9 protein-coding genes and 3 pseudogenes are annotated in these 13,858 nt (G+C 50.2%); 3 read left to right on the forward strand and 9 right to left on the reverse strand.

All coding sequences use genetic code 11. The annotated features are described in order from the left end of the window. Window positions 1-204: 204 nt before the first annotated feature. Window positions 205-545, reverse strand: a pseudogene (locus C437_RS21245) (hypothetical protein); the annotation flags it as partial. A gap of 137 nt (window positions 546-682) precedes the next feature. Here C437_RS21245 and C437_RS13665 point away from each other — a divergent pair. Beyond that, a complete protein-coding gene (locus C437_RS13665; protein ID WP_074654936.1) occupies window positions 683-1,654 on the forward strand; it encodes a glycosyltransferase family 2 protein in 972 nt (323 codons plus the stop codon). 202 nt (window positions 1,655-1,856) lie between these two features. Here the strand turns inward: C437_RS13665 and C437_RS20980 are convergent, their stop codons facing one another. Together C437_RS20980 and C437_RS13670 are read right to left on the reverse strand one after the other, a co-directional pair. Then, window positions 1,857-2,354, reverse strand: a complete 498-nt coding sequence (locus tag C437_RS20980) for a transposase (protein WP_319946241.1) — start codon at window positions 2,352-2,354, stop codon at window positions 1,857-1,859. Further along, a complete protein-coding gene (locus C437_RS13670; protein WP_004517559.1) occupies window positions 2,243-3,130 on the reverse strand; it encodes an IS4 family transposase in 888 nt (295 codons plus the stop codon). Before C437_RS13670 ends, C437_RS20980 begins: the two co-directional genes overlap by 112 nt. A 436-nt stretch (window positions 3,131-3,566) precedes the next feature. Here C437_RS13670 and C437_RS20205 point away from each other — a divergent pair, with 436 nt between their 5' ends. Further along, complete coding sequence (locus tag C437_RS20205) at window positions 3,567-4,844, forward strand: right-handed parallel beta-helix repeat-containing protein (protein WP_139175317.1); 1,278 nt, start codon at window positions 3,567-3,569, stop codon at window positions 4,842-4,844. Between the two features lie 21 nt (window positions 4,845-4,865). Here C437_RS20205 and C437_RS20985 read toward each other — a convergent pair. From C437_RS20985 to C437_RS13695, 5 genes and pseudogenes are all read right to left on the reverse strand, one after another. Then, a pseudogene (locus tag C437_RS20985) lies at window positions 4,866-5,286 on the reverse strand (IS5/IS1182 family transposase); the annotation flags it as partial. A 39-nt stretch (window positions 5,287-5,325) separates the two neighbouring features. Next, the gene (locus tag C437_RS13680) at window positions 5,326-7,155 is read right to left on the reverse strand and encodes a hypothetical protein (RefSeq protein ID WP_004517561.1); all 1,830 of its coding nucleotides are present in this window, start codon (window positions 7,153-7,155) and stop codon (window positions 5,326-5,328) included. Window positions 7,156-7,219: 64 nt separating this feature from the next. Further along, entirely contained in the window at window positions 7,220-8,272 is a 1,053-nt protein-coding gene (locus C437_RS13685; RefSeq protein WP_160163017.1) for a glycosyltransferase family 4 protein, read from the reverse strand. Between the two features lie 150 nt (window positions 8,273-8,422). Next, window positions 8,423-9,523: a glycosyltransferase family 4 protein gene (locus C437_RS13690; RefSeq protein WP_004517563.1), complete on the reverse strand. Its 1,101-nt coding sequence runs from the start codon at window positions 9,521-9,523 to the stop codon at window positions 8,423-8,425. A 339-nt stretch (window positions 9,524-9,862) separates the two neighbouring features. After that, the gene (locus C437_RS13695; RefSeq protein WP_004517564.1) at window positions 9,863-11,176 is read right to left on the reverse strand and encodes a polysaccharide lyase; all 1,314 of its coding nucleotides are present in this window, start codon (window positions 11,174-11,176) and stop codon (window positions 9,863-9,865) included. Window positions 11,177-11,509: 333 nt separating this feature from the next. Here C437_RS13695 and C437_RS13700 point away from each other — a divergent pair. Next, window positions 11,510-12,784: pseudogene (locus C437_RS13700) on the forward strand (IS4 family transposase). A gap of 47 nt (window positions 12,785-12,831) precedes the next feature. Here C437_RS13700 and C437_RS13705 read toward each other — a convergent pair. Next, a complete protein-coding gene (locus tag C437_RS13705; RefSeq protein ID WP_004517567.1) occupies window positions 12,832-13,656 on the reverse strand; it encodes an IS5 family transposase in 825 nt (274 codons plus the stop codon). Window positions 13,657-13,858 lie beyond the last annotated feature (202 nt).

Raw genomic sequence — 13,858 nt, forward strand, 5'->3', positions numbered from 1 at the left:
CCAACTCGGAAATTGCTTGCCCCAACAGCAAACTAAAATAAACTGATATGTATCTCTTGTGGCGAGAAACAACATCAGTCATGTGAATCAGTTCAAGTATTTAAGAATATATCGTCTAAACTTATTCTGAATAATATCATATTCTTTAACACATTGGATAGTCGAAATATTGTCGATAGCTCATCAGATATCAGTCAGGAATCAATCAATCGTATCTCTAGGTGGCGGTTTGTTAAGTCCACAGTAGTACCAGACAAGGCAGTTCTATGATCCTCGTATGACTTGATGAGTGCCCCAGACGCTTTCGTAGTGGCAGTGCAGAAAGCTTGAAAAGGTTCTGGTGATATATGATTTCTTGTTCGCCCAAGATGAACGAGAGCAAACACGTCTTCCTACAGTAGAACCTCGAAGTCAAGATGCTCAAACAGCGGAGTTGTCTTGATAGCTGCTGCATTCAAGAGCCCGTTGAACAAAGCTACGTTTTGCAGAGAACGTTGTTGGACACAGTTCCAAAGCCTTGCGCCCTCACCTAAGTGGCTTTCTATGACAGGTTGATAAACATGCTGTCGGTTTACTCCCAAGATTCTTAATGAAATCCCGACGTGGCCAAACCTCTGTAGGAGGTTGCTAATCACGGGTTGTTCCATATTAACAATCTAATTCCGTCCGGTTCGATTGAATAATGACTGATTCTACGGCCCCTGATTCGGAGTCAAGCACAGTGAGCGTAGTCCTACCTACTTACGATAGACCAGAATTCCTTAAACGAGCAATAAGAAGTGTTGTGGAGCAGACCTACGACTCTATAGAGCTAATTGTAGTCGACGACCATTCTCCCAGACCAGCTGGCCCCGTAGTACAACAATTTGACGACTCTGGGATTGATATCCGCTATATCAGGCATAGTGAAAATCGGGGTGCGAACGCCGCTCGGAATACAGCAATCCGGGCAACGAACGGTGAGTACGTTGCTTTCCTTGACGACGATGATCAATGGAAGCCAACTAAAGTTGAGAAACAAGTCCGGGCATTCCAAGATACGGACGATGATGTCGGAGTCGTCTATACCGGTATGGAATGTGTTGACTCTACTGGGAATCGTGTCTATAGTAGAATGTCTCAGAGTCAGGGTGACGCGACAACAGACATTTTCCTCGGCGTCCCGCTGACTCCATTTTCTTGTGTCATGGTTCGTTCCGACATCATCCAGAAGGCCGGACTCCTTGATGTAGAGATGCCCTCTTGGCAGGATCGGGAATGGTACATCAGACTCTCTCAACACTGCCAGTTTGAGGTAATCTCAGAATTGCTTGTCTTACGAGAACTGGGCGAGCACGAACAGATTGGCGATGACTTTGAATCGAAGCGCGACATATCTTATCCACTATTTCTTTCGAAGCATCGTGAAACCGCTGCGGAACACGGTTCATACTACGAACGACGGTTTATTTCTTCACTCAGTGAAACCTTAGCCCGCTCCGCAATCGCAAACAACTATTATACGGACGCAATAAAGTATTCGATAAAATCGATTTATTTCTATCCAAAGCAAGTTAGGCCTTATTTGTACCTCCTTGCATCGCTCGGAGGTGATCTGACTTATAAGCCTGCGACCAAGCTCTATCGAATGATCAGTAGGGCAAATCAACATTGACTATCTCATTCCATCCCTCAATTATTTGAACAGGTCTGATTTAAATCAACGTTATTTAAATCACAAGACACAGAGGGTATGAAGTATTTAATTGGTGTCTAGGTTATCAATATACTGTTGATTATAATTACATCAGTACCTTATTTAAACCGCTACTTATGATTGCATGGGGGTTGGAATATCTGACCGCATCCGTCTTTAGTTAAGCCTCACACCTCGGTTGTGTAGCGGTAGCGAGCGTCTCTTGTAAGATTGGTCGCTGCTTGTGGATCTTTTGAGCGTCTTCGATCAGTCGTTCGAGCAGCGGCGGTGGTGAGTAGCCGAGGTACTCACCGAGTTCGTGGAGAATGAGCTGGGCGTGCGACCGGAAGGTCGCCGCCCAGCGCTCTGTTGGAAAGACGAGCTCGTCATCCGCCTGCTCGGTGACGAGATCCAACAGATCACGGCTTACCAGCGGCGAGAGCAACGCTGCGTACAGTAAGATCTTCACCACGTGTTCGTCACTCGTGTCGAACTCATCCAGTTCGTACTGCGTCTTCAGCTCGCGGAACAGCAACTCAACTTCCCACCGACAACGGTAGATCTCTGCTAAATCCGCCGGAAAGAAATCTCTCTCGCCAAATTCGTCATGTACAGGTGGTAGTCGTCGGCGTCCTCGTCGCGGACGCCGACGACGCGAAATCGCTTCGTATCCAGCGATCGTGTGCCGTTGTACGGCCCTCGTTTGAACTCTACTTCGACCTCTACATCGATGTACTTCCGGTCGAGGTCGTCGAGAACAGCTCGAAGTTTCTTACCCTCTAAGGGAATGGCGCGGCCGCGCCATTCCCGTAATTCTGCCGTAATCACCGGATTCGAGTTCTGCTTCAGCCGACTCACGAAGTAGCCGTCGTTCTCGTCGATCAGCGCAAACCGGCGGTACTTGAAATAGGCGAGATCAAACAACACGAGGCGGTTCTCAAGCCACGGCCCCGTTTTGAACAAGGTGCTGTCGTGCGTTTTTTCGTTAGCAGTGTCGAGCCGTTCAATCGTCTGCTCTGTGGCATTGTGGAGCAGGTGGAGCTTCGCTCCAGCCTGCTCCTCGTGGCGGGCTTGGAACTGATCTGAGAGAAATTCGTGTAACCGCAACACCGTTCCATCAGCGATCATCACGTCTCTAAATCGGTCGACATCACCGTCAACAGCGTCAGGAACAGCGACCTCGTCGAGACCGTGCTCGACGAGGTCGCGGAGGTACTCCGCAAGCGTCGGAGTCAACCGCTGATAGAATCCGCCCGGAGAGATCGTCTCATCGGCAGTAGAGTTGTAACAGCGTCTAAACCCGGCGAGTGTTCGGCTTTCGCCTGCGGCGAAGCCGAACACGAATGACCAGACGAAGGCAGGGATCTGGAGCTTGCGGTCACGTTCGACCACGCCGAGTTCCTCGGCGTGCTCTTCAAGGAACTCAGAGGGAAACAGTGTAGTGAGCCGACGCATAATTCGAGATGAGGAGGCTTCGTTGTGCACACTCGATTCCTCCTCATTCCTTCCGAAGAGTAGTCCCGATAAGCCGCCGCTGTCACGCGGTTTCTCGCTTAACTAAAGACGGATGTATCTGACCGTTACACTCGGATTATTGCTAGGATATAGCTTCTGTAAATGAGTGTTAATTCCGCGGCGACCGCGATGGCTCGCTTACTCAAGTGTCTATTATTCAAATTCCGCTGAATCACGACGTAATTGTCCCTGCTCAACAGAAAACGAACCGGAGTCCGCTACACACCAGACCGCTCTCATGATTTGTGCGCTGAGTGTTAGTGGCCTCCTACTATGTTCTTACTGAGAAACCTGTATCGCTGATGGTTAGGCGATACGATTGTATCATGTGAAAGAACTATATAACAATTTCCTAATATCTCATATCGAATTGCTGATGGATGATGCTCGCACCAATCGTCGGAACCTTCTCCGATTAATAGGTGCTTCAGCAAGCGCGATAGTTGCTGGGTGTGGAGACTCATCTGAAGACGAATCGGTGATGTCAGACAGTGATAAGCTGAACTCAACTGAACTGATGGAACCAGAAGAAAATGAGCGTGATTCGGGGAGCCGCATATACTATATCGGAAGCGACGGGGATGATGAAAATTCCGGGAGACAATTGTATCCACTCAATTCAGTTTCAGAGGGCATTGATAGAGCACGTCCGGGAGATATAGTATGGATTCGCCCCGGCGAATATCGGGAGACTGTTCGTACGGTGCGTAGCGGACGCCAGAACGCACCGATAACCATCATTGGCTCGTCCGATGCAGTTATACGGCCACCAATCGGTTCTGACAATTGTATTCGTATCGGTCACAATCACATCCACGTTAGGGGAGTGAGTATCAATGGGTTACTCAACCCGGAGCGTCGTTTTGAAGACTACAGAGCATGGGCCAAACGGTGTGTACTCATTACACCGAAAGATAACGAGAAAGTCGATTACCTCCGGAACATTGTAGTTGAACCATCTTTGATGGGTGGTTGCAGCCGGCCTATGGTACGGGCAATTCGACTACGGAACGCCTCAATTGGGGGCTTCAAGATGGACGGTCCCGCGGGAATGCAATTCGACCCACGCGTAGACAATCACGAGGAAGGGCGGATCCGGGAGGTTGTTTACCTTGGGACTCCCGAGATACACCGGGACAAGCCCTTCTACCCCTGGGATGCACTAGATCAGAGCCGAAATATCCGGGTCCATCATATCAATAATAGTGAGGGCTACGCACATAATGAATTAGTTGACATCAAACTCGGTACCACTGATGTCACCGTCGAGTACTGTACTGATAGAAACTCCGAGGTTGGTCGCAACACCTCTTCAGTCGTTACTATAGGAGGAAACAGCAACGTGATCCGATGGAATGATATCGCTGATTGCGACTATGGACTTCGGTTTGGCGCTTGGACACCATCGGGTGATATAGACGGTGATGATTGGGCACAAAACAATTCGGTTTACGGGAACCGGATCACCGAATATGATACTGAGCCAATCCTTTTTTGGAACAATCCAGAGTGGGATCTCGGGCCTTCGAGCTCCGATGTTCAAAAAACCATCTGTAACAACCAGATCGAAGGCAACAAGCGTGAGTTTTCGTTTGCTCAACAAAGTTGCAAAAACGATCTCCCGGAGGGAAATGGAGTAGGGCACACAAACTAAAAGAGTGCCATAAAAAAGGTCTCACATCATGATGATCGTGCTTCCCGGATTTCCTTCACGTTCGTAGGTGGTGATAGCGACAACGAGGCGAAGACATAGGGCGAGAAACACCTGTGTTTGTGCGTGGACTTGGCCTCGTGCGTGCTTCGCTTGAGGTTGCAGTCCTCGTTAGTTCGTTTGGCCCCAGTCGTTGGTTGTACGTCTCGTTTAGCGTCGATCGTTTCATTGAACATTCTCACCGTGTCCTGTCATAGAGTCCTTGATTCTGTGCTCGATGTCTTTCAGATCGCCGGAGGTTCGCGAGTTGTACGGGGCGACTGACAGGACCCATACGATTAACAAGTGGTCGTGCCATTCGAGCGTGTTGTAGGCACTGCCACCGACTACATCGGTGTGGCGACGGCAAGCGCGTGACGCGCATCGACGCCTCCTGGTCCGCTTGTTACTCTTGGTGAACTCTACCGGATTAACAAACTGCGGGTCACGAACCGTGGATATAGTAGGCTTCAAACTCTCCATTGTCATAAACATAGTCAGCACCAGGATCGTTATTTAGACGTTGGAAATCCTCCTGATTAAACCGCCAGAACTGCTCGTAACCGGGATATAAATTCGGATACTTTTTTTTGCCCGGTTCAGTCAATAGTAAATATCGCTCCTCGTCGTACGTGACGGCCACAGACTCATTCTCATCGTATCCAAAGTGATCCGGAGGGGCTGTTCCACCCAGACGGATATTCTGCTCGATAGATAGTACGACGACATCGTATGGCTCCTCCCGTGTGATCTCATCAGATGAGATGCTGAAGAACCGAAACTGCTTGAATCCAAGCTCGTCGGTACGGACGCTCTGGTCCCGGAATTCGTAGAACCATTCACTCCCCTCAATTTCCATGGCAGTCACTTGCTTATTTGCATCTTTAGTCATTGGTGAGGGATGAAGGTTGATCATGCTGAATACTACCAAAAAAAGGAGCGACGCAATGAGGACTCCGCCGCCAATTCGCCGTAGTGCTGGACGATCTATACGGTCGTCGGCGAAGGAGAGACTGACGCCTATCAGTATCGGCGCAGACAGGTACACCGGACGGACGAACCGGTCGTAACTGAATACAAGATCAGCAAAGAAGGCAGCCGCGGAAATGACCACAAATGCCACAAAAACGATTGCGAAAGCGACGATAGATGAATCAACTGGTTGTTTGCTACGTATCGAATGGAAAAAACGCCAGCCCAATAATACAGTAGTACCCCCGACTATAGTACCAAGCAGTCCGAACCGAGTGACCCCTTGGATGAGAAGGTCGAAAAGACTAGGTGAGTAGGTAGATGCCACACCAGTGAGATGGTCAAACTGTCCACCGCCAGTTCGACCGAGGAGCGCGTTCAGAAGGTCGAAACCCGTTAAAATTGTCGTGGTAAATGTACTGTACCACCAGAGGAACAACACCCCTCCAAGCAACAGTACCGGGACGCGTATCGTGCTTTGAGATTCTAAGGATACCAAATTGACATGGGTTGCGACAACGGACATGAGACGAAGCATGACTAGAGCAGACAGCATGTACAAGAACGTCATCGGATGGAATGGAATCATAATCAATATTAGTAGGGTAAATAGGAACGCGTAGGTTCGGAATTTTTCACCGTCATGGAGTCTGAGGAACAGACAGATTATTAGCGGGGTGAGAAAGAAACTCACTGCTGAGGGGAAGGCAAAAGTATGCCCTTTGCCGAGAAGCGGAAGCAGACTGACTGGGAGAGCAAAGAGAAACGAACTCAACGACGGTGCCAATCTATATAGAAGATACACGAAAGAGCCGAAGTAGATCACAGAGAATATCACGGGGAGAAGTGTGACTGCGTCTTTCGGCGCTAAAGCGGTGAGTTCAGTTGTTAGCGCAGCCAAGACATGGAATACCGGATAAAAATTCGTTTCCATGATTGTACCCGTCGCAACGATTCGGCGGACGTATCCGATATGTGTGAGAGCATCGCCCCGTCCATACAACGTATACCGAATATGAGGTTGAGACAGTAGAATGATATTGACAAGGCTGATGACTACGAACCCGAGCTTCCAGTACCTTCTCTGTGGAGTAAGTGCGTTACGAAGGATTAATAATTGCCCGCACGCGACTGCGGCGACGAGACCAACCCAAAAAGCAAGAGGATACGCCTGCCAGAGTGAGAACTCGTATGTATTGGTTGTCGGATTGCTTGCGAAGATTACCATGCAGAACGAAATAAGAGCGAGGCCGATGCCGAATGTCGCCCGTGACCATCTGGGCATCTCTTGAACTTTTTCCATTACATACTCACACTGTGTGATGATAAATCAGTATGGGGCTTTTACTGACTAAGTACTTCGATAACTATCTGTTATTCAGTATCGTAGGCCTATTATACAACTCGTTGAGCAGTTCATCGTACTCAGACAGTAGCCTGTCCCAGTCGTACTCCATTCCGAGGCTCGCCGCATTCCTTCCAAGTGACTCTTGCATATCTGGCGAGCGTTCTATTCGGCGAATCGCCTCAGGGAATGCCTCTGGCTGATCGACGATTATAGCGTGTTGCTCATCTTTAATGGGGAGTCCCTGCGCCCCGACGGGCGTAGTAACGATCGGTATCCCGGCCGCGAGATAATCTACCATTTTCAGTTTAGTACCGGACCCCATTGTCAGTGGACACAGAGCAACATCCGCGGCCGAAAGCAACCCGGGAAGATCGGAGACAAATCCGGGGGTCAAGACATTCATTGACGTTGTATCTGGTGGATTCCGCCCAGCTAAGACGAATGTGAACTCGGATAGTTCGGGCGCTATCGTGTCACAGATGAGATTGGCTGCCCGCTTATTTGGTTCATAATCATACGCGCCAACGAAGACGCAAATTGTCTCGTCATCCTGAATCCCTAGTGATTCTTTGACCTGAGTTGGCTCACCACCGTTGGCAATCTGGTCATACTCACAACCATTGGGAATCACGCTAACGAGTGTATCCTCTGGCAAATCATAGTGGGCTACGTCATCCTCTGACTGAAAGACCACGATAGACGCCGCATCGATAGCAGAATGTTCAAGTCGCTCAAGTCGATTAACCGCACGTTGGCGGAGAACACTCGGTACATGCCGCGACCGGAGTTGTTGATCAAGCAACTCGTACATCGAGTTGTGGAAGTTTACAAGCAGCTCAGCATTATTGTAGTCTGCTAACTCTTGGCTCGCCCGAATCATCTGCGGACTCTCACAGACCACTAAGTCGAATGTAGTCGGGTGCTGGCGAAGTGTATCAACAGTGTACTTGGTTTGATGTTCGTTAAAATATGGCCCGGCCGCCAATGAGGCGTTCCAAAGGTAGATTCTTCCATACTTAGTTTGCATAATCGGATTTCCGATGTCGATTGTTCGAACACCGTTATCGTACACGTGATTATTTGCACAGGGCTGTGCAAACCAAACGGTACCGTTATCAGCAAGTCGGTCAGCAGTCTTCCAAGCTCGGACTTCGCCACCGTCTGACGGTGGAAAAACAGATTCTCGATGGAGGTGGAGTATGTTCAGGCTCATGGTTTGAAGTTAGCTCGTATCAATTTCGTTGGTAGTACTCACATTGACAGTTGCTTCAAGTAGTTCCGTACCGATTCGTTCTGGTGAGTTCTTCTCTGTAACCTGCTCACGAGCTGCTGTGCCCAGCCTCTCCCGGAGTTCAGGATCATCAAGCAATCGGTGGACAGCGTCAGCCAGTGTCGAGCCATCTGACCCCTCGACAAGAACACCAGATTCTCCGTCTTCAATTTGTTCCACCATTCCATAAGCAGCGTTCGCGATAACCGGTAATCCCGCCGCTTGAGCTTCAAGTACGACATTAGGGAATCCGTCGATATAAGACACGTATACGAAAACATCCGCGGCATCGTAGAGAAGCTCGATATCGTTGACGTACCCTAGGATATGGATTTGGTCGCTTGCCTCGGGAGCCGCTTGGTCTAGATATGCTCGCAACTCTTCGAGATAGATTCCCCCGCCCGCGATAACATATCCAACATCGTCAGGGAGGTCCCGGCCGACGCTATCGATGATCTGTTTAACACCTTCAAATTTCCCCTCATAATTCAGATTCGTGACTGTCAGTAGGATCCGATCGTGTTGGGCGGGACCGATTGGAGTCTGACCATCTTCAGGGGGCGACACGTCCGGAACAGGATTGTGGACTACAGCTATGCGAGACTCCGAACAGTTCGTATTGGTTTGGATTGCATGACGGAGCTCTTCTGAAACGACGAGATAGCCGTCTGCGAGCGCATACGTCACACGAGTCGCCAATCCTAACAGAGAATATAATAAAAAAGCACCGTACTGACCTCCTGTGAGGAACTCATCAGTCTTTTCTCGATGCTGCCGAAACACGTTCCCATTGACTCGAACGATTACCGCTGCAGAATAGTACCATCCGAAAAGGAGCGATATAATCCCGAGAACTCCAGTACCGTTGTATACCATGACCACGTCGGGCTTGAAATCAGGATTGCGCACCCCTTGAATTATCTGTTGAAATATTCGACCGGGCAGAGTGCGGTCATTATCGATATTAATCACCGTTCCAGTGTATCCGGTCGCTTCAAGTGGGTCAGTCAGTTCCCGCGGACGCAGTGCAGTGAATGCTAGAATGTCTGTCATACATCGCTCACCGCTGCCGGGATGTTTCGTGATTGAAGCAATCGCCGCCTTCGCCGAATCGTTCTAGGTATCATCAGTCCAGAAGTTCAGGGTTTCAGTACTTAGTAATCCTTAGTCAAAAATGGCTTCAGTCTCAGTCTACATAGAAGAGAAATTTCTAGAAGGGCGTCTCTCCGTATTGTCTATTCAGGAACCGGTCAGGACTGAAATTGATATTGCTCTTCGGTTGTATTACAGTGGCTCTGTTATCGCGGCATGCAGCCACAACTATGATAGAATTTATATAACTAAGAAAATACAAATAATAACTTTAATCCACATCAGAAAATAAACGCCCAGTTATTGCCAGGCAGTGCGTTCGATTAGCTGTTCGGTTGTAACTTTTTCACCATTGAGTTCGATCCACATGTCGTCAGGGGTGCGAATGGTAGCATTCAGCACAGGCCCAGTGACCAGATATGCGTCACCATAGCCTTCACCGGTCCCACCACCGGCCATGACCACTTCACTACCCTCCTCAATGTAATCGACACCTTCCCAAGTTCCGCCCTCTATTGGTTTCCCGGCCGGGGTTTCATACGACGCCGTTGTGAACTCCACTGATCCACCACTTGTGAAGTCGTAATTTACCGTAGAGCTCCCCTCTTCAGAGATGAATGCTACTGTGTGCCCCTTATTATCTGAATCTATGCTCTCCAGAGTGGGGTCGGTGGTTTCGTTAGCGGATTCAGTCCACATTCGAAGACTATCGAATCGAACCTCGTTGTCCGATGGGGATGCCCAAGAACCACCGTAGTAGTTGTCAAACCAGAAATCCTGAATCTTCAGATCAGTCGTGTCTCGGAACCGGATATCGGTTTTTTCGAACGCGAAGTCGCCGTTGACCCAACCTCGGAGCACTCCGTCGTTCTCTTCTGGAGTGTTCATTTTCACTTCGCCGACAATCTGATGCCACTGCCCTTTGAGTACATTCCCCGCCTCGTTTTTCGACCAGGCCCAGTTACTTCCCCACGTTCCCATATCAGCGTGATAGCAGTACCATCCAACTTGTACGTGGTCGGAATCAGAACCGGGAGTGAACGACATCCGGGCTGACCATCCGTTTGTTCCATCGGACTGACGGCCGCCCCATCCAGCAGTGCCATAGGTCCCAACGGGGCCTGGGAGTTTCCCTCCGTTCTCGACTACCTCAAAATCCTGCGGGAAGTAGACGTAGTATCGGAAGTAGAGAGTTTCAGGTTCACTGTACCCCTCCTCAGAAAACCTGTATCTCATGTCTGTTCCATAGTGGTCGCCCTCAGCAAACTTCACCGACAGTGATTTGTCACTGTACGCGTGTTTCCCGTTGATGATAGAGTTATTTTCGGCTCTGCCCACATACGTGAACTTGTCAGTGTATGATCGGTCGTTAAATCCAATCTTAACGTCTACTTCTGAATCTGCTGACGGCGTTGCCAATTCTTCAGCTGATGCAACCCCATAACCGCCGGCTAAAGCCATTCCTATCCCCCCAGTTAGCTGGAGCACTGAACGCCGGTTTAATCTCCTTTGCGAGGTTTGCTTATTATCATCTTCTATCGATTCGGTAATCTCTTTATTCAACCCAGTAGGAACCTTCTTACTAGCGGCCTCTTCGGTTTCGTCGGATGCCATCAGGCAGGTAACTACGGATTATAGAGATAAGCGTCGATACTAGATGGTTAAATTTGGCCAGATATTAGCTATTCAATAGTCATTTTTACGTACCATTACATATAGGAAAATAGTCTGAGAGAATTGGCCTATAATTGGACATTACTAATAGTAGTCTGTTATTACCGAACAATTCGTGAGGGCGTGACAAATCGTTTGACATAGCTTGATTTCACGGTCATCCGTCTTTAGTTAGTCGAGAAACCGCGTGACAGCCGCGGCTTATCGAGGGTACTTTTCGGAAGGAATGAGGAGGCGACGAGTGTGCACAACGAAGCCTCCTCACCTCGAATTATGCGTCGGCTCACTACGCTTTTTCCATCTGAGTTCCTCGAAGAGCACGCCGAGGAACTCGGCGTGGTCGAACGCAACAGGAAAACACAGATGCCCGCCCTCGTGTGGTCGTTCGTGTTCGGCTTCGCCGCAGGCGAGAGCCGAACACTCGCTGGCTTCCGGCGCAGTTACAACGCCACTGCCGATGAGACACTCTCTCCCGGCGGATTCCATCAGCGGCTGACGCCAGCTTTTGCGGAGTATCTCTGCGACCTCGTCGAGCACGGCATCGACGAGGTCGCTGTTCCTGACGCTGTTGGAGTCGATATTGACCGATTCAGAGATGTGATGGTTGCCGATGGTACCGTACTGCGGTTGCACCGGCTTCTCTCAGATGAGTTCGAACCACGGCGAGGGGAGCAGGGTGGAGCGCGGCTCCACCTGCTCCACAACGTCACCGACCAGACGATTGATCGGTTCAACGTCACTGACGAGAAAGCGCACGACAGCACCGAGTTTTCCACGGGATCGTGGCTAGAAGACCGGTTGGTGCTGTTTGATCAGGCGTATTTCAAGTACCGCCGCTTTGCGCTGATTGATGAGAACGACGGCTACTTCGTAAGCCGGCTAAAACCGAACGCAAACCCGGAGATAACGGCGGAATTACGGGAATGGCGTGGCGACGCCATTCCCTTGGAAGGTGACCAGATCCAAGATGTCGTGGACGATCTCTACCGCGAGTACCTCGATGTTGAGGTAGAAGCGACGTTTCAGCGACGAGAGTACGCGGGCACGCAATCATACGATACCAAGACATTCCGTGTCGTCGGCGTCCGCGACGAGGACGCCGACGACTACCATCTGTATATCACGAACCTGCCGAGAGAAGAGTTTCTGCCGGCAGATCTAGCAACGATCTACCGGTGTCGGTGGGAAGTAGAGCTGCTGTTTCGTGAGTTGAAGACGCAGTATAACCTGGATGAGTTCGATACGAGCAAGACGTACATCGTGTAGATCCTGCTGTACGCAGCGTTGCTGTCGCTGTTGGTGAGCCGTGATCTGTTGGATCTAGTCACCGAGCAAGCCGACGACGAGATCGTATTTCCGCCGGAGCGTTGGGCGGCGACCTTCCGGTCGCACGCCCAACTCATCCTCTCTGAACTCGGTGAGTGCCTCGGTTATTCGCCACCGCCACTGCTGGAGCGGCTGATCGAAGACGCTCAGAAGATCCACAAGCAACGACCGATTCTCCAAGAGACGCTCGCTACCGCTACACAACCGAGGTGTGAGGCCTAACTAAAGACCAATGATTTCTGCTCTGTTGAATAGATCCTGAGTCACGGTTAGAGCGGTTCACAGAGCGGTTCTATGTTTGTGATGGCGAACATCAGGATGATTTCACGGAACTGCCGATACCAGCCAAGCGCTCGCACGGCATCGCCGAGCGAGCGCTTCGTTGTCGAATACGAGGTTTCGGCCATCCAGCGCTGAGTGTACCCTTTTGACCGGATAAGTGCGTTATTCGCTGTTGCGTTCAATGACGAACCGCGGTAGTGAACGAGGTAGTCTATATCCAGTGCAGCAATCTCGTATTCGGTGTGCCAGTCTTGGAAACCGGAGTCAGCGGCGACGGACAGCAGGTCGTCCGCGTTCCGGCGGACGACCTGCGGCCCGGTCTTCGTATCGTGTTGCCATCGTGCTGAAATATGAACGTCAAGCACAGCTAGTGACTCTGTATCGGTTACTGTCGTCACTTTCAGCGTTTGGACAGTGCTTCCAGACCGCTGTCGGTAGTACGATGAGGCCGAACGTTGGTCAAAGAATGTGCTGTCAAGTGCTATGTGGCCAGATTGCGGGTGTTGCTGCGCTGAAACGCGCAGCAACGCCCGCCACACCCACATTTTGAGCCGATCAAACGATTTGTAGATCGTCGTGTAATCCGGGAGATCATCTTGGTCAAGTTCAAGAATGTCGCGGAGTTCCGCCATGTATTTCAGCCGATTCGGCGTCTCGCGGAAGCTATGATCCTCTTCAAGTCGAAAACAGTGTAACACGACGTGGATCCAGCGGGCGAACCCGCCGCTGGCGGGCTCGCCCGCGTGCTTCCCTAACGCTTGTTTAGCTAGATGCCGACACTGCTCAACGAAGTCGAGGATGTCGACTTCCATGGACAGAGTCAATTCCTCGGCTTCACCCTTCTACTCCGTGATACCACACGATTAGACCGCTATTCAACAGAGCAAATCAGAGCGCTGTCTTGGTTCTGCCAACTCCACTTGAATAGCGACGGTGACCGAAGAGAACAGTTGCGTTGAGGCCGATTTCTCCGAGTATTTGTGGCATCTCACTCAGCAAATCAACTCTTCAGTA

The organism is Haloarcula vallismortis ATCC 29715 (genome assembly GCF_000337775.1).
Taxonomy (GTDB): domain Archaea; phylum Halobacteriota; class Halobacteria; order Halobacteriales; family Haloarculaceae; genus Haloarcula; species Haloarcula vallismortis.